Source organism: Nocardioides baekrokdamisoli, assembly GCF_003945325.1.
In the GTDB taxonomy this organism is placed as follows: domain Bacteria; phylum Actinomycetota; class Actinomycetes; order Propionibacteriales; family Nocardioidaceae; genus Nocardioides; species Nocardioides baekrokdamisoli.
On the sequence record NZ_AP019307.1, the window covers coordinates 2,447,645 to 2,463,505 of the forward strand.

The 15,861-nt window shown below is 67.4% G+C and carries 16 protein-coding genes; 12 read left to right on the top strand and 4 right to left on the bottom strand.

The genetic code is table 11. The features are described 5' to 3' along the window. Nucleotides 1-18 precede the first annotated feature (18 nt). On the top strand, nucleotides 19-861 hold the full coding sequence (locus tag KCTC_RS11970; RefSeq protein WP_125568571.1) for an IS3 family transposase: 843 nt from the start codon (nucleotides 19-21) through the stop codon (nucleotides 859-861). 267 nt (nucleotides 862-1,128) lie between these two features. Here KCTC_RS11970 and KCTC_RS11975 read toward each other — a convergent pair whose 3' ends face one another. Beyond that, the gene (locus KCTC_RS11975; protein ID WP_125569476.1) at nucleotides 1,129-1,527 is read right to left on the bottom strand and encodes a hypothetical protein; all 399 of its coding nucleotides are present in this window, start codon (nucleotides 1,525-1,527) and stop codon (nucleotides 1,129-1,131) included. 283 nt (nucleotides 1,528-1,810) lie between these two features. Next, a complete protein-coding gene (locus KCTC_RS11980; protein ID WP_125569477.1) occupies nucleotides 1,811-2,473 on the bottom strand; it encodes a hypothetical protein in 663 nt (220 codons plus the stop codon). Nucleotides 2,474-2,764: 291 nt separating this feature from the next. On the opposite strand from KCTC_RS11980, the gene KCTC_RS11985 reads away from it, so the two are divergent. After that, entirely contained in the window at nucleotides 2,765-3,442 is a 678-nt protein-coding gene (locus tag KCTC_RS11985) for a DsbA family oxidoreductase (RefSeq protein ID WP_197715192.1), read from the top strand. A 2-nt stretch (nucleotides 3,443-3,444) separates the two neighbouring features. Here KCTC_RS11985 and KCTC_RS11990 read toward each other — a convergent pair whose 3' ends face one another. Further along, nucleotides 3,445-3,933: a hypothetical protein gene (locus tag KCTC_RS11990; protein ID WP_125569478.1), complete on the bottom strand. Its 489-nt coding sequence runs from the start codon at nucleotides 3,931-3,933 to the stop codon at nucleotides 3,445-3,447. A gap of 159 nt (nucleotides 3,934-4,092) precedes the next feature. Between KCTC_RS11990 and KCTC_RS11995 the strand changes: the two genes are divergently transcribed. The 8 genes from KCTC_RS11995 to KCTC_RS12025 all read left to right on the top strand — a co-directional run bounded on the left by KCTC_RS11995 (nucleotide 4,093) and on the right by KCTC_RS12025 (nucleotide 11,592). After that, nucleotides 4,093-4,662, top strand: a complete 570-nt coding sequence (locus KCTC_RS11995; protein WP_125569479.1) for an O-methyltransferase — start codon at nucleotides 4,093-4,095, stop codon at nucleotides 4,660-4,662. Nucleotides 4,663-4,895: 233 nt separating this feature from the next. After that, nucleotides 4,896-5,024, top strand: a complete 129-nt coding sequence (locus KCTC_RS15180) for a hypothetical protein (RefSeq protein WP_269461427.1) — start codon at nucleotides 4,896-4,898, stop codon at nucleotides 5,022-5,024. Between the two features lie 11 nt (nucleotides 5,025-5,035). After that, a complete protein-coding gene (locus tag KCTC_RS12000; RefSeq protein ID WP_125569480.1) occupies nucleotides 5,036-6,082 on the top strand; it encodes a 3-isopropylmalate dehydrogenase in 1,047 nt (348 codons plus the stop codon). Nucleotides 6,083-6,111: 29 nt separating this feature from the next. Next, nucleotides 6,112-7,206, top strand: coding sequence for a branched-chain amino acid aminotransferase (locus KCTC_RS12005; RefSeq protein WP_125569481.1), 1,095 nt, complete (start codon nucleotides 6,112-6,114; stop codon nucleotides 7,204-7,206). Nucleotides 7,207-7,270: 64 nt separating this feature from the next. Next, the gene (locus KCTC_RS12010) at nucleotides 7,271-8,782 is read left to right on the top strand and encodes a serine/threonine-protein kinase (protein WP_125569482.1); all 1,512 of its coding nucleotides are present in this window, start codon (nucleotides 7,271-7,273) and stop codon (nucleotides 8,780-8,782) included. Between the two features lie 159 nt (nucleotides 8,783-8,941). Then, entirely contained in the window at nucleotides 8,942-10,510 is a 1,569-nt protein-coding gene (gene cimA / locus KCTC_RS12015) for a citramalate synthase (RefSeq protein WP_125569483.1), read from the top strand. Between the two features lie 9 nt (nucleotides 10,511-10,519). Further along, the gene (locus KCTC_RS12020; protein WP_125569484.1) at nucleotides 10,520-10,999 is read left to right on the top strand and encodes a GNAT family N-acetyltransferase; all 480 of its coding nucleotides are present in this window, start codon (nucleotides 10,520-10,522) and stop codon (nucleotides 10,997-10,999) included. Between the two features lie 50 nt (nucleotides 11,000-11,049). Beyond that, complete coding sequence (locus KCTC_RS12025; RefSeq protein WP_125569485.1) at nucleotides 11,050-11,592, top strand: NADPH-dependent FMN reductase; 543 nt, start codon at nucleotides 11,050-11,052, stop codon at nucleotides 11,590-11,592. Between the two features lie 161 nt (nucleotides 11,593-11,753). On the opposite strand, the gene KCTC_RS12030 is transcribed toward KCTC_RS12025, so the two are convergent. Beyond that, the gene (locus KCTC_RS12030) at nucleotides 11,754-12,512 is read right to left on the bottom strand and encodes an IclR family transcriptional regulator (protein ID WP_125569486.1); all 759 of its coding nucleotides are present in this window, start codon (nucleotides 12,510-12,512) and stop codon (nucleotides 11,754-11,756) included. Nucleotides 12,513-12,601: 89 nt separating this feature from the next. Here KCTC_RS12030 and hutH point away from each other — a divergent pair, with 89 nt between their 5' ends. Both hutH and hutU read left to right on the top strand, forming a co-directional pair. Continuing rightward, nucleotides 12,602-14,152, top strand: coding sequence for a histidine ammonia-lyase (gene hutH / locus KCTC_RS12035; RefSeq protein ID WP_125569487.1), 1,551 nt, complete (start codon nucleotides 12,602-12,604; stop codon nucleotides 14,150-14,152). Next, complete coding sequence (gene hutU, locus KCTC_RS12040) at nucleotides 14,149-15,837, top strand: urocanate hydratase (RefSeq protein ID WP_125569488.1); 1,689 nt, start codon at nucleotides 14,149-14,151, stop codon at nucleotides 15,835-15,837. Before hutH ends, hutU begins: the two co-directional genes overlap by 4 nt. The last annotated feature ends 24 nt before the right edge of the window (nucleotides 15,838-15,861 follow it).

Below are 15,861 nucleotides of genomic sequence, written 5' to 3' on the forward strand. Positions count from 1 at the left end.
CGACGCGACGCGGTGGCGATGCTGACCAGGAAGCACAAGGTCAGCGAACGTCGCGCGTGCCGGCTGGTCGGGCAGAACCGATCCTCGAACCGCTACGTCGCGGTGCCTTCGGATTTCGAAGTCAAGCTCGTAGCGCGGATGACGAAGTTAGCTGCGCGGCATCCGAAGTGGGGTTACCGGATGATCCATCTGATTCTGGTTGAGGAGGGCTGGGAGGTGAACCGCAAACGGATCGAGCGGTTGTGGCGCCAAGAAGGCCTGCAAGTGCCCCCGTCGAGGGCTAAAGACGCAGGTCAGAAGGCGTTGGGGGCCGATGAGAACAGTCTGTGGAAGCTGCCACCGCTGCGTCGTAATCACATCTGGTCCTATGACTTCGTGACCCGCAGGACCGATGACGGGCGGGCGGTGCGGGTGCTGAACGTCATCGATGAGTTCACTCGGGTCGCGTTGGGGTCGTGGGTGGCGCGGTCGATCGGGGCGATGCACGTCCAGGAACACCTTGAAGCGCTGTTCGAGGTCCACGGGAAGCCGTCGCTGATCCGGGCCGACAACGGTCGGGAGTTCGTGGCTGATTCGCTGCGTGAATGGCTCACCGAGCAGGGCGTCCGGGCAGTGTTCGTGGCGAAGGCGTCGCCGCAGCAGAACGGGTACATCGAACGGTTCAACGGCTCGATGTCACGCGAGGTGTTCGGGCACGAGATCTACCACTCGGTGCTCGAGGTTCGACACGTGGTGAACGAGTGGACCGAGGTGTACAACACCCGCCGGCCTCATCGAGGACTTGGTGGCAAGACCCCGGCGGCGTACGCGAAGATGCATCCAGACACAGAAGATCCGGAAGAGGATGGTGGTTGCCCGTGAGAGGGACTACCACCACTGCGCGTGGACCAGTCCGCCCACGGGCCCGGATCGGATGTTCTGCCCGGAACTCTCACACCGGGCGGACCAGTTTCTTGGGGCCGGACACCTGCCATCACGATTGCCGTACGGGCCTTTGCCTGGCGAGGCGCATCGCGGGCCGCGGGTGCGCCGCAATCTACGCAGAACGACGCGTTCTCAGGCATGTGGTGCCCATTACGACAGCTGGGCATCAAGTCCTCCTTGGCCTTGGCTCGGGGTCAAGGCCAGTCAGCAAGGGAGCAAGGTCTTAGGGCAGGACTGTGTCAATGACACGCTCCAGCCGCTTGCGGCGAGGTCTTGAGCACTAAAGGTCGGCCCCCCAACCATGCCGGCATCAATCTTGTACGACGCCTGTCCGGTGGGCACCTTGATTGCTGCCTGGTACGTGCAGGTCTTGATGGTGCTCCCGTCGGACCCAGTGACGCTGCCACTGGTTCCCTGGCCAAACGGGGTGGTTCCAACTACCTTGCCACCGTCACCGATGACATTGATGTTGAAGCCAGGGCCGAAGGAGATGGGGAGGCTGCAGTCAGCCTCGTAGCCAACGAGCGTGAAGTTGATCGTCCTGGTCGATGGATCTCCGAAGGCGAGCATGCCGATGCCGATGCCTCCCGCCAGAACCAACACACCTATCGTCCCGGCGACGAGCCACGTCCGCCTGCTCCGAGTCATCCATGCGCGTTCGGTCGCGCCGGTTGTGGTCGGCAGGACGGGAGGGGCTGTCAGGCCTTGCGCCCGGCCACAGCCACCGCAGAATTGGGTGCCATCGACGGCGTTGCCGCAGTGAGGGCAGAACGGCACGGGTACTCCTTCGGGGTTGAGCCTCCCGAGCGGCGGTTCAAGTCAATCTAGCGAAGTGGCGGCCTGGCTTGTTCGATGCATGAAGGTCGGTAGCCATTTCCAACTGCCGTCATGGCCCGTCTTGTCCGCCGCTTAGCTTTGCGGCCACCGAGGCTGGACACTCCATCATCCCGCCGCTCTGAGTCTCAAGTTGTGCGTAAGCGGATGTCGGTAGCTGCATTCCCATGACCTCCCATACCGGACCCTCGTTGTTGGGTGATTGGTTGGTGGCGGAGCCTTCTCCTGGGTTGCTGTTGCAGTTGGTCAAGGCTTGTTGTGATGCCGCTGACTCGAGCCCAAACGTGACGTTGCTCGTCCAGAAATGGGTCGTTCCACCCCGCTCGTCGAAGCTTCCGTCGGGCCGCATGCACTTGTAGACGAAGTCACCCCGAAAGTAACCACCTGAAGCGGCAAACCAGGATCCGTCCTCGCGCCCCGACATGCCCGCTTCTTGCAGTGCACCGGTCGGGCAAATGATCTTGCCCAGCATCGCGGCTGCCGATGCCATCGTTGGGTAGGTGGCAGGAGGTGGCGTCGCCGAATCACCCGACGAAGAAGTAGCTGTAGGTGCGGGTTGCGCTCCCACGGAAGGCGGCATCGGCGACTGTGACTGCGCAGGCGGCCCATCGGCCCCGACGCTGTGGGTGACGATTGCTCGGCCGATCAGTACTCCGGCACCGCCGATGGCGCAGGTCGCCAAGATTGCGAGAACAATCGTCCACTGCTTCGTCACGTAGTTCGCCTCCACGCATCCGGCCCAACGAACCGCCCGCTCGGGCCGCATGGCGCACGATCTGTGGGCATATTGAATCAGGTTTCGGCCCTTGCGACAGAGCTTCGCCCACGCCCGTACCACCCGATAGAGATCAGCGCAGGTGTTGGGTTGGAATGGTCGACAGAGGCGTCAGAACGCGATCTAGGCGAGTTTCAGCACCGCAGTGAATGACAGTCACAGGGATTTTCGCCGCGATCTGGCGGCGTTTGTGCAGGTCAGAGGCGGTTTTGGTGTCGACCATGCCTGCCCATGTTGTTAAGACTTCTTCGCAAGAGGCGCCTTGAGAAGGCCCTCGCGACCTTCCCGCACGAGGTCGAGGTTGTCTGGCGTTCGTACCAGCTCGACCCCGGGTCCCCGAAGGATGCCGTCGACACGGTCGGCGACTACCTCGGCCGCAAGTACGGCGGTGGCCCCGAGGCCGGGCGCGCGATGATCGATCGCGTCGAAGCTGTCGCGGCCGAGGAGGGCATGATCTGGCGACACAGCCAGTCGCTCCGTGTGAACACGCTCGACGCCCACCGCCTGCTGCACGCCGCGTTGGCCGACGGCGGGCCGAAACTCCAAGGCGACCTGAAGGAGGCGCTCCTCAAGGCGTACTTCGTCGACACCCGCAACGTGGCCGATCATGGCGTTCTGGCTGAGATTGCTGCCGAAGTCGGTCTCGATGCCGGTCGGATCCGAGAGGTTCTGGGTTCAGTGGTCTATACCGATGAGGTCTGGAACGACCAACAGACCGCGGCTTCCCTCGGTGCGACCGGGGTTCCGTTCTACGTCATCGATCGCGCCTACGGCATCGCCGGGGCCGAATCGGCCGAGGTCTTCAGCAACGTCCTCCGGCAGGCATGGGAGGCGTCCCACCCCAGCCTGCAGATGGTCCAGGCCGATGACAGTTGCGGTCCCGACGGATGCGTGGTGCCGCAGCGCTGAGGTCAGCGGCGGTCACGGCCGCCAAGTGACAGCAGGGCAGCCTCGATGGTGCTGCTCCGGCTCATCAGCACCAGCCTGGTCCGCCGGCCGTCGGCGTGCAGTTCGATCGCCCGGCGACCGCCAGCCATGGCCGCCGTCACGCTGAGGACAGGCCGCGGGAAGATGTCCGTAACGCTCCGAGCCCCCACGACGGCGCGGTGCCGACCCGAGACGATCACCATCGAGTCGCTCACGACGACCAGAGCCTCGTCGTGCCTTCCGGAGCGGTTGACGCGGATGGCTGCCACGACGAACTCGACCCGGTCAGCACCTCGCGCCACGGCGTCGACGTGGCTGCGTAGGTCGTCGTAGCGTTCGCGGGCTGCGCGTACGTCCTCCGGATCGGAGGTCATCCGGCTCAGACCGTCGAATCCCTGCTCCATCAGTGCCGCCGACCAGTCGACCGAGGAGCCCACGCTCCTGGGCTGCGCGTTTGCGCGTTGATCACTCATGGTTCCCCCGGACGTCATCGGGCTCTGCCCGAGGTGACCGTGAAACGATCCCGCATCGCCGGGGTCACAGGCGTCTCACCTTTTCGGGGGACGTGACAGACCGCACCCACATGGCGGACCGTCCGACGGGGTCGCAGGAACCTCAGCGATAGTGAGACTGTGAGCGCGCCGCCAGTAGTCCCCGAGATCGTCGCGCGGGCGTTCGACGTCTCGCGCCGGGCGGGATACGTGTCGTTCTGCCGCAACGAGACCGGACGCCTTCTGGCGACCCTCGCGGCGACTCGAGAGGGTCTCATGGCGGAGTTCGGCACGGGTACGGGCGTCGGTACGGCGTGGCTCCGGTCAGGCATCCGTCACGAGAAGTCCAGGATCGTCACCGCCGAGCGAGACCCGAGGCTTGCGCATGCTGCAGCCGAGATCTTCGAGGACGATCCGCTGGTCGACGTCCTCACCGCTGACTGGGAGGAACTGACCCACAAGGGTCCATACACGCTGCTCTTCCTCGACGCCGACGCGCCGGCAGCACTAGGCCTCGACACCATCGCCGACCTAGTCGAGTGCGGGGGACTGGTCGTCGTCGACGACCTGGCGCCGTCGGAGTCCTGGCCGCCAATGTCGTACGGACGGGTCGACCCGATCCGCGAGGCATGGCTCACCGACGAACGCTGGACGGCCGCGGAGATCATGATCGCCGCCGACGCCTCGGTCCTGATCGCCACCCGCGCCTGATCTGTGGAGCAGTCCTCCGCTGTATCCGCACACGACGGTGGCGGCTCTGAGGATTGAGCCGTACCATTCCTGATATGCGCGCCGTGCTTCTCGTAGTAAGCGGCCGCGGCGGGGCCCGGAACTGATTCCGAGAGGCCACCCCCGTCGCGGTGGTCTGGCGTTCCCGAACGCCCCATGGTTCGTCCCACGAACTCGCTGGCTTCTCACCTCAGAGACAAGCCAAGGACGATCCGATGCCCAACACGCTCACCCACGCTTCCGACAAGCACCGCACCGACTCCCGCACCGACTGGGGACCGCACGCCGAGTACGACCCCGACGCCCATTGGGACGCGGCCGATGTGCGCCCGGACGACAACTAATCTTGCGTCCCATGACCACCCACAAGCTTGCTGTCATCCCCGGCGACGGCATTGGCCCGGAGGTGACCGCCGAAGCACTCAAGGTGCTCGAGGCTGCGTCCCCGGTCCAGTTCGAGAAGACGACGTACGACCTCGGCGCGGAGCGCTACCTGCGCACCGGTGAGGTGCTCCCGCAGAGTGTCCTGGACGAGGTTCGTACGCAGGACGCGATCATGCTCGGCGCGGTCGGCGGCAAGCCGAACGACCCGAACCTGCCCCCGGGCATCCTCGAGCGCGGGCTGCTGCTCAAGCTTCGCTTCGAGCTCGACCACTACGTGAACCTGCGCCCGAGTAAGCTCTTCCCGGGCGCGGTCTCGCCGCTCTCGGACGCCGTCCTCGGCAAGGGCGAGATCGACTTCGTCGTCGTCCGTGAGGGCACCGAGGGTCTCTACACCGGCAACGGCGGTGCGATGCGCGTCGGTACGCCGCACGAGGTCGCCACTGAGGTCTCGATCAACACTGCGTTCGGTGTGGAGCGGGTCGTACGCGACGCGTTCAACCGCGCCCAGCGTCGTCCAGCCAAGTTGCTCACCCTGGTCCACAAGACCAACGTCCTGGTCAACGCCGGCGGCGTCTGGTGGCGCATCGTGCAGGAGGTGGCCAAGGAGTTCCCCGAGGTCACGGTCGACTACCTGCACATCGATGCCGTGATGATCTTCATGGTCACCGACCCGGCGCGCTTCGACGTGATCGTCACCGACAACATCTTCGGTGACATCATCACCGACCTGGCGGCTGCCATCACCGGCGGCATCGGCCTCGCGGCGTCGGGCAACGTGAACCCGGACCGCACCACGCCGTCGATGTTCGAGCCGGTGCACGGCTCGGCCCCGGACATCGCCGGTCAGCAGAAGGCTGACCCGACCGCAGCGATCCTGTCGGCCGCCCTCCTGCTCGACCACCTCGGTTACTCCGATGCGGCCGCCAGGATCGACGCTGCGGTCCTCAAGGACCTCGAGACCCGCACCGGTACGCGATCGACGGCCGAAATCGGTGACGCGATCACGTCTTTGATCTAGTACTTCCCTCATCTGACAGGCTGGACCCCATGGACACTGCGCCGATGAACATCGTGGTCACCCAGAACCCGAACCCGGTCAGCGACGAGAAGTTGGCCGAGATCCTGGCGGACCCGGGCTTCGGCGTGCACTTCACCGACCACATGTTCCTGGTCGAGTGGACGCCGGACGCCGGCTGGCACAACGCCCGGGTGGAGCCGTACGGTCCGCTCTCGCTGGACCCGGCGACCGCCGTGCTGCACTACGCCCAGGAGACGTTCGAGGGGCTGAAGGCGTACCGCCACGAGGACGGCACCATCTGGGGTTTCCGACCGGAGAAGAACGCGCAGCGACTGGCGCGTTCCTCGCGACGCCTGGCGTTCCCGGAGCTGTCCGACGAGGACTTCCTCGCCGCCGTCGAGGCGCTGGTAAAGGCCGACGAGCGTTGGGTGCCGATGGCGTCCGAGGGTGACGAGAAGTCGCTCTACCTGCGTCCGTTCATGTTCGCCTCCGAGACGTTCCTCGGCGTCCGCGCCAGCCAGCACGTCACCTTCATGGTGATCGCATCGCCTGCCGGTGCGTACTTCAAGGGCGGCGTGAAGCCGGTCAAGCTCTGGCTGTCCTCGGACTACACCCGTGCGGGTCGCGGCGGCATGGGTGCTGCCAAGACCGGTGGCAACTACGCCTCGTCCCTGGTCGCCCAGCAGGAGGCGTACGCCAAGGGCTGCGACCAGGTCGTGTTCCTCGACGTCCCGGAAGCCAAGTGGATCGAAGAGCTCGGCGGGATGAACATCTTCTTCGTCTTCAAGGACGGTCATCTGGCCACCCCGGAGACGAGCGGGACGATCCTCGAGGGCATCACCCGCGCCAGCCTCATCGAGGCTGCGCGCGCTGCCGGCCACGAGGTCCAGGAGCGTCCGATCTCGATCGACGAGTGGCGCGACGGTGTCTCCTCCGGTGAGATCACCGAGATCTTCGCCTGCGGCACGGCCGCCGTGGTGACGCCGGTCGGAGAGTTGGTGTGGGACGGCGGTTCGGTGAAGACCGAGCAGGGTCCGGTGACGACCGCCCTGCGCAAGGCACTCGTCGACATCCAGTTCGGTCGCGCTGTCGACTCCTTCGGCTGGACCCGCCGCCTCGTCTGACCACGGCGGTCGGCCGACCTCAGGGTCCAGTGATCTGGGCCCGGAGCGCATTACGCTCGACGGCGTGGAGAGCGTGCCGACGACCCGTGTGACGGTGCCGCGCGCCTCCGCAGGCCCGGCAGTCCCACCAGTGCCGGGCTACACCGTGGTCTCACCGCTCGGCGAGGGCGGCATGGGTGTCGTCTACCTCGCCCGCCGCGACTCCACCGGGGAGCGGCTCTCGCTCAAGATCCTGCGTACGAACGTCGTCGGGGACGACGAAGGACGCCAGCGCCTGGCTCGGGAGGTCGCGACCCTGTCGCGGATCCGGTCGCCCTGGGTTGCCGAGATCGTCGACGCCGATCCGTGGGGCAAGGTCGCCTACGTCGCAACCCGGTACGTCCCCGGGCAGCCGCTGCACGATCACGTGGTCGACCGCGGCCCGCTGCGCGGCGACGATCTCTACCAACTGGCCGGAGGGCTGGCCGAGGGGATCGCGGCCTGTCACGCGGTCGGCATCCTGCACCGCGACGTGAAGCCTTCGAACGTCGTGATGGAGGGCCGCAACCCGGTCCTGATCGACTTCGGCCTGGCCCGCTCGGATGCCGATCCGCGACTCACCCAGGTCGGTCTGCTGCTCGGCACGCCTGGCTACCTCCCGCCGGAGATCCTGTCCGGCGAGGACGCCACTCCCGCCACCGATGTGCACTCGTGGGCCGCGACGGTTCTGTTCGCGGCGACCGGTCGGCCGCCGTTCGGCGGGGGAGACGCCTCAGTGGTGCTCACGCGTACGCGCGCCGGCGAGGCGGACCTCGACGGGGTCGCCCAGCCACTGCGTGCTGTGCTGACCGGAGCCCTGGATCCGGACCCGCTCCGGCGCCCGACGCTGAATGCGATCCGCAACTGGCTCCGTGACCCGACCGGTCCGCTCCCGGTAGCGGCCCCTCAGACCGCTGTGATGTCGGTCGGGCCGGTCGTCCACCCGGCTGCGGTGCCCCTGCCCGAAGGCCCACCGCCGACCACCTATGCAGGCGGCACCGGGTTCCGTGTCCTCGTGCTCGGCCTCGCCCTGGTCGCTCTCATCGGCGCCGCCGCCGGCGCATTTCCCGTCCTGACCGGCCTCGTCCTTGTCGTTGCCACGGTGGTGCTTCGCGGCGCCTGGCGCGGCTCGTACGTCCGCGCGCAGGCACGTGCGGCGCGTGGTCACCGATGGTGGGACGGGCCGCGGATGGTGCTCGGGGCGCCGGTGGACATGGTGGCCACGCTCCCCAAGACGTTGGGTCTGGTGGCGTGGGCCAGCGGCGTCGTGATCGCAGAGGCTCTCGTTTGCTACTCGCTCGCCGTCCCGATCAGGTGGGCGCTGACCGTCGGCGGGTTGGTGGCGGCTCTGACGCTGGCCATCGGTCCTGGAGCGGCCGGCGTACGCACTCCGCTGCGCGCGATGACGCGGTCCGCCAACGCTCGCTGGCAGCCGTGGTTCGCCCTGCTGGCCGTCGTCTTCGCGGCCGCGATCGGTCTGCTCCTCGTGGCCGACTACCGCGGCCCGTCGTACGTACCGTGGCCTGTCGGCTGGCACGTGCCGTTCCTCCGCCGCTGAAGCCGACCCGTGGATCGGCTAGAGTGGCTCGCATGGCGATCTCGATCATCATTAACAAGCGCGTTGCGTCCTGCTGACTGAGCACGACACAGCGCGCCACCTCTCGTACCCGCGAGAGGTTTTTTTGTGCCCCGACCAAGAACCGAGCTGAAGAGATCCATGGACAACTTCCACGTCTACGACACCACCCTGCGCGACGGCGCGCAGCAGGAGGGCTTGAACCTCACCGTCGCGGACAAGCTCGCCATTGCGCGCCACCTCGACGGGCTCGGGGTGGGATTCATCGAAGGCGGTTGGCCGGGCGCGAACCCCAAGGACACCGAGTTCTTCCGCCGCGCCCAGCAGGAGCTCCAACTCCAGCACGCACAGCTTGCCGCCTTCGGAGCGACTCGTCGGGCCGGGGTCAAGGCAGCGGATGACCCGCTGGTCGCCGCGTTGCGTGACAGCGGCGCCGGTGTCGTGACCCTGGTCGCGAAGTCGCACGACCGGCACGTCGAGCTCGCGCTCCGGACCACGCTGGAGGAGAACCTCGCGATGGTCCGTGACACCGTGAGCCACCTGCGTGCGGAGGGCCAGCGGGTGTTCCTCGACGCGGAGCACTTCTTCGACGGCTACCGCGACAACCGGGCGTACGCGCTGGAAGTGCTTTCGACGGCGTTCGAGGCCGGTGCGGAGATTGCCGCGCTGTGCGACACCAACGGCGGCATGCTTCCGGGCTGGATCCAGGACGTCGTCAACGACGTGATCGAGTCAACCGGCGTACGCGTCGGCATCCACTGCCACAACGACACCGGCTGTGCGGTCGCCAACACGCTGGCGGCCGTGGACGCCGGGGCGACCCATGTCCAGGGAACCATCAACGGCTACGGCGAGCGCACCGGGAACGCGGATCTGATCGCCGTGGTCGCGAACCTCGAACTGAAGCTCGGCCGCGACGTGCTCCCTGCGGGGCTGCTGCGTGAGGCGACGCGTACGGCGCACGCCATCGCCGAGGTCACGAATGTGCCGCCGGCATCGCGTCAGCCGTACGTGGGTTCGTCGGCGTTCGCTCACAAGGCAGGTCTGCACGCCTCGGCGATCAAGGTCGACCCGATGCTCTACCAGCACATGGACCCGATCGAGGTCGGCAATGACATGCGGTTGCTGGTCTCCGACATGGCCGGCAAGGCGTCGATCGAGCTCAAGGGTCGCGAGCTGGGCTACGACCTCGCTGAGCATCCGCAGACCGTCGCGCGCGTGACGGCGAAGGTCAAGGAGATGGAGGCCCGCGGCTACACCTTCGAGGCGGCCGATGCGTCGTTCGAGTTGATGCTGCTGGAGGAGGTCGAGGGCACCCGGCCGTCGTTCTTCACGGTCGAGTCGTGGCGGGTCATCTCCGAGTCGCGCGCCGTGGGTGAGGAGACCGAGGCGACCGTCAAGGTGCATGCCGGCGGTCAGCGGTATGTCGTCACCGGCGAAGGCAATGGTCCGGTGAACGCGCTGGACTCGGCGCTGCGTCGGGCGATCGCACGGGCGTTCCCGGCCGTCGCCGAGTTCGAACTCACCGACTACAAGGTCCGGCTGTACGACGACGGTCACGGCACTGACGCCAAGACGCGCGTTCTCATCGAGACAACGGATGGCGACACCTCCTGGGTCACTGTCGGCGTGGGCGAGAACGTCATTCAGGCGTCCTTCGAGGCGCTCGTGGACGGTTTGACGTTCGGTCTCTGGCGACACCAGAAGTGACATCGGCAGATGCTGCGCACTGACCGGTTGATCCTGCGTCCGACCACGATGGACGACGTCGAGGCGCTGTTGTCCTGGCAGTCCCTGCCGGACGTCTGCACCTACTTGCCGTACGCCCCGCGGACGCGCGCCGAGGTCGCGGCGAAGGTCGGGACGTACGACGGCGGCCAGTGGGTGATCGAGCGCCTCGATGGTTCGGCGATCGGCGAGGTGATGGTCTTCCGCAGTGGCACCGACCTCGATCTGGGGTACGTGCTGCACCCGACGGCGTGGGGATCGGGGTACGCCACCGAGGCGGCGCGGGCCGCCGTGGCGTGGGCCTGGGAGGCCTATCCGGATGATCGCGTGGTCGCGATCATCGATCCGGCCAATGTGTCCTCACGGCGAGTGCTGGAGCGAGTGGGGTTCGTTGAGGTCGGCACCGGCGACGACGAGCACGGACCGTTCGTGCGGTTCGAGATCGGGCGTCCGTCGGGAGGTGTGGCGTAGGTCACATGTCGGTTGGGAAGATTATCGCGGTTGTTGCTTGTTCAACCAACATGACTGACACCCGCGTACTCGCTCTCGTAGGCAGCCTCCGCGCCGACTCGCACAACCGCAAGATCGTCGAGGCGATCCAGGCCCAGGCTCCGGCCGGCGTCACCGTCGAGATCGCTGAGGGTCTTCACGAGATCCCGTTCTACAACGAGGAGCTGGACGGCGAGAACGTGCCGGCCGCTGCTGCCGCGTTGCGTGAGCAGGTCGCCAAGGCCGACCGCCTGCTGATCGTCACCCCGGAGTACAACGGTTCGACGCCCGCCGTGATCGCGAACGCGATCGACTGGGCTTCGCGCCCATACGGCGCCGGCTCGATCAAGGGCAAGCCGACTGCTGTGGTCGGTACGTCGGTTGGACAGTTCGGCGGCGCCTGGGCGCTCGCGAACACCAAGAAGTCGGCAGGGATTGCCGGCGCGGCGGTCCTGGAGGACGTCGACGTCGCACACGCGTACGCCTGGGGCTCGGACCCGGCCGCGGAGGCCGACGTCGTAGCCAAGTTCGTGGCAGCCGTTGAGAAGCTTGCCGTCTACGAGGGCATCGCCTGACACGTCTTTCTCAAAAGGGGCACCGGACTGGGTCCGGTGCCCCTTTTGGTGCCCGGTCGTCAATCTTCCGAACGTTCGGATGGCTGATCGATTGTCCTTCCGAACGTTCGGAAGGCTGACCGACTGTCCTTCCGAACGTTCGGAAGATTGGCTGGGAACCCTCAGGCACGCTTCGCGCCCAGCAGGCGCTGACCCAGGTGCTGCGCCGTCTCGCTGACGGCGGCGACCAGCGGCTCGATCGCCAGGGCTTCAGCCAGATAGGTGACGGCAACGGCGGCGACCGGCAGTCGGTTGTGGTCGAGGACCGCCGCGGCGACGGAGGCGAAACCCGGGGTGACCTCGCCGTTCTCGACGGCGTAGCCGCGTCTGCGGGTGTCGACGAGTTCGCTGCGCAGTTCGGTCAACGACGCCGGGCCGGTGCCGTGGCGCTGGACGAACGCGTCGCGGTCGGGGAACAGGGCGCGCACCTGCTCGGCCGGCATCGCTGCGAGGATCGCTCGCCCACTCGCGGTGAGGTGCGCCGGAAGGCGTACGCCCACGTCGGTGACCAACGGCGGGCGACCCGGTGCCCGCTCCTCCAGGACGTACAGCACGTCGCGTCCGTGCGGGACGGCGAGGTGAGCCGACTGGCCGATCCGGTCGACCAGGTTGGCGAGTGGGCGACGTGCGATCCGCTGGAGCGGCGCCTGTCGTGCATAGCCGGTGCCGACCTCGTACGCGGCGACGCCGATGCCGTAACAGTTCTCGTCGGCCAGATGGATGACGAAGCCTTCGACGATCATCGCGTTGAGCAGGTGGTACGCGCTGGAGCGGGGGATCTCGAGCGCTCGTGCGATGCGGTCCAGCGGGACCGGATTGGGTTGCGTCGCCAGGAAGCGCAGCACTCGCAGCGCCCGGGTTGCGGCTGGTACCTGGCTCATGGCTGAACCCTACTCGTGAGTCTCGAATCCGAGACAGATGAGCGTTTCCGGCCATAGCCGACGTCAGATCTCGGAGTGACGATGGACACATGGCATCTCCTACCTCCGTCGAAGTCGGCACCGGTCCCGTCTCCTTCGAGGAACTCGTCGCCGTGGCCCGCGACGGTGCCGGCGTGCACCTCTCGAGCGGTGCCCTGACTGCGATCGAGGCCGGACGGGCTGTGGTCGAGGAGCTTGCAGCCGCCCCGACGCCGGCGTACGGCGTCTCGACGGGGTTCGGCGCCCTCGCCACCCGACACATTCCGGCCGAGATGCGGGCGCAGCTGCAGAAGTCGTTGGTCCGTTCCCACGCCGCCGGGTCGGGTCCCGAGGTGGAGACCGAGGTCGTACGCGGTCTGATGCTGCTGCGCCTGTCGACCCTGGCGACCGGCAACACCGGGATCCGCCCGGAGACGGCCGAGTTGTACGCCGCGATGCTCACCCACCACATCACCCCGATCGTGCGTGAGTACGGCTCACTCGGCTGCTCCGGCGACCTCGCGCCGTTGGCGCATTGCGCGTTGGCGGCGATGGGCGAGGGCACTGTCCGCGACGCCAACGGCATCGAGATGCCGGCCGCCGAGGCTCTGGAAGCGGCGGGACTGGCGCCGGTCGAGTTGGGCGCCAAGGAAGGTCTGGCGCTCATCAACGGCACCGACGGGATGCTCGGTCAACTCGTCCTCGCGCTGACCGATCTCGACCGGTTGATGAAGACCGCCGACATCGCCGCTGCGATGTCCGTCGAGGGTCAGCTCGGGACCGACCGGGTCTTCGCTGCCGAGTTGCAGGCGCTGCGCCCGCACCCGGGCCAGGCCGACTCGGCCGCCAACCTGACCGCCCTGCTCGCCGACTCCGGCGTCGTGGCTTCACACCGTGGACCCGACTGCAACCGGGTGCAGGACGCGTACTCGCTGCGCTGCAGCCCCCAGGTGCACGGTGCCGCTCGCGACACGTTCGCGCACTGTGCGACGGTCGCCGGGCGTGAGCTCGCCAGCGCGGTCGACAACCCAGTCGTGCTGCGCGACGGGCGGGTCGAGTCGAACGGCAACTTCCACGGCGCCCCGGTGGCGTATGTCCTCGACTTCGCGGCGATCGCAGCCGCCGATGTCGCCTCGATCTCGGAACGGCGTACCGACCGCTTCCTCGACAAAGCTCGCAACCACGGGCTCCCGCCGTTCCTCGCCGATGACCCCGGCGTGGACAGCGGTCTGATGATCGCGCAGTACACCCAGGCTGCGATCGTCTCCGAGCTCAAGCGCCTCGCTTCTCCTGCATCCGTCGACTCCATCCCTTCGTCGGCGATGCAGGAGGACCACGTCTCGATGGGCTGGTCCTCGGCCCGCAAGCTTCGCCGCTCGATCGACGGCCTGACCCGGGTGCTGGCCGTGGAGGTCATGACCGCGGCCCGCGCGCTGCAGTTGCGCGCACCGCTGGAGCCGTCGCCCGCGAGTGCCGCGGTGATCGCGCTGCTGAGCGCCCACGACGTCGGCACGCCCGGACCCGACCGGTGGTTGTCGCCCGAGATCGAGCGGGCCGTGGAGCTGGTTCGCTCCGGTGCCGTACTCACCGCCGCCGAAGACACGATTGGAGCACTGCGATGACCAACGACGCGAAGAGCAACGACGCGAAGAGCAACCCCCGCCTTCCGATCCGTGCCGCCACCGGCACCACGCTCACAGCCCGCAGCTGGCAGACCGAGGCGCCGCTGCGGATGCTGATGAACAACCTCGATCCCGAGAATGCCGAACGCCCCGAGGACCTCGTGGTCTACGGCGGCACCGGCAAGGCCGCCCGCAACTGGGAGGCCTACGACGCCCTCGTGCGTACGCTCCGGACCCTGGCCGACGACGAGACGATGCTCGTCCAGAGCGGCAAGCCGGTCGGCGTCTTCCGGACGAACGAGTGGGCGCCGCGCGTACTCATCGCCAACTCCAACCTCGTGGGCGACTGGGCCAACTGGGAGGAGTTCCGCCGGCTGGAGGAGCTCGGGCTGACCATGTACGGCCAGATGACCGCCGGGTCGTGGATCTACATCGGTACGCAGGGGATCCTGCAGGGCACCTTCGAGACCTTTGCTGCGGTCGCGGACAAGAGGTTCGGGGGCACGCTCGCCGGCACGATCACGCTCACCGCCGGACTCGGCGGCATGGGCGGCGCGCAGCCGCTCGCCGTCACGATGAACGACGGCGTCGTGATCTGCGTCGACGTCGACCAGTCCCGGATCACGCGTCGGATCGAGCACCGCTACCTCGACGTCCAGGCTGAGGATCTCGGGCACGCGCTCGAGCTGGCGGCGGCTGCCCGAGACGAGAAGCGCCCGTTGTCGATCGGCCTGCTGGGCAACGCTGCCGAGGTCTTCCCGCGACTGCTCGAGATGGACGCGCCGATCGACATCGTGACCGATCAGACCTCGGCGCACGACCCGCTGAGCTACCTCCCGATCGGTGTCCCGTTCGAGGAGTGGCACCAGCGCGCCGACGCGGACCCTGTCGGGTTCACCCAGGAGGCACAGGCGTCGATGGCGGCGCACGTACGCGCCATGGTCGAGTTCCAGGACAAGGGTGCCGAGGTCTTCGACTACGGCAACTCGATCCGCGACGAGGCCCGCAAGGGTGGCTACGACCGCGCGTTCGAGTTCCCGGGATTCGTGCCGGCCTACATCCGTCCGCTGTTCTGCGAGGGGAAGGGTCCCTTCCGTTGGGCGGCGCTCTCCGGTGACCCCGAGGACATCAGGAAGACCGATGAGGCGATCCTGGAGCTCTTCCCGGACAACGCGCGGCTGCACACGTGGATCCGGATGGCGCAGGAGAAGGTGCATTACCAGGGGCTGCCGGCGCGAATCTGCTGGTTGGGTTACGGCGAGCGCCACCTGGCCGGGCTGAAGTTCAACGAGATGGTGCGCACCGGTGAGCTGAAGGCGCCGATCGTGATCGGACGCGACCACCTCGACTGTGGCTCGGTGGCCTCTCCCTACCGCGAGACGGAGGCGATGAAGGACGGCTCGGACGCGATTGCCGACTGGCCGCTTCTCAATGCCCTGACTGCGACCTCCTCGGGAGCCACCTGGGTCTCGATCCACCACGGGGGCGGCGTCGGCATGGGCCGGTCCATCCACGCGGGTCAGGTCTGCGTGGCGGACGGCACCGACCTGGCGGCGCAGAAGATCGAACGCGTCCTCACGAATGACCCCGGCATGGGCGTCATCCGGCACGTCGACGCGGGGTACGAGTCCGCGGCCGAGGTTGCTGCAGAGCGGGGCGTACGCATCCCGATGCTCGAGCACTGAAATCTCGTATCCGAGACTGTGATG

Bases quoted from the DNA above. Each gene is read 5' to 3' on its own strand.
- KCTC_RS12030 (WP_125569486.1), bottom strand. From the start codon at position 12,512: ATGAGCCAGGTACCAGCCGCAACCCGGGCGCTGCGAGTGCTGCGCTTC.
- KCTC_RS12020 (WP_125569484.1), top strand. From the start codon at position 10,520: ATGCTGCGCACTGACCGGTTGATCCTGCGTCCGACCACGATGGACGAC.
- KCTC_RS12005 (WP_125569481.1), top strand. From the start codon at position 6,112: ATGGACACTGCGCCGATGAACATCGTGGTCACCCAGAACCCGAACCCG.
- KCTC_RS12000 (WP_125569480.1), top strand. From the start codon at position 5,036: ATGACCACCCACAAGCTTGCTGTCATCCCCGGCGACGGCATTGGCCCG.
- KCTC_RS11990 (WP_125569478.1), bottom strand. From the start codon at position 3,933: ATGAGTGATCAACGCGCAAACGCGCAGCCCAGGAGCGTGGGCTCCTCG.
- KCTC_RS11985 (WP_197715192.1), top strand. From the start codon at position 2,765: ATGTTGTTAAGACTTCTTCGCAAGAGGCGCCTTGAGAAGGCCCTCGCG.
- KCTC_RS11970 (WP_125568571.1), top strand. From the start codon at position 19: ATGCTGACCAGGAAGCACAAGGTCAGCGAACGTCGCGCGTGCCGGCTG.
- KCTC_RS15180 (WP_269461427.1), top strand. From the start codon at position 4,896: ATGCCCAACACGCTCACCCACGCTTCCGACAAGCACCGCACCGACTCC.
- KCTC_RS12025 (WP_125569485.1), top strand. From the start codon at position 11,050: ATGACTGACACCCGCGTACTCGCTCTCGTAGGCAGCCTCCGCGCCGAC.
- hutU (WP_125569488.1), top strand. From the start codon at position 14,149: ATGACCAACGACGCGAAGAGCAACGACGCGAAGAGCAACCCCCGCCTT.
- hutH (WP_125569487.1), top strand. From the start codon at position 12,602: ATGGCATCTCCTACCTCCGTCGAAGTCGGCACCGGTCCCGTCTCCTTC.
- cimA (WP_125569483.1), top strand. From the start codon at position 8,942: ATGGACAACTTCCACGTCTACGACACCACCCTGCGCGACGGCGCGCAG.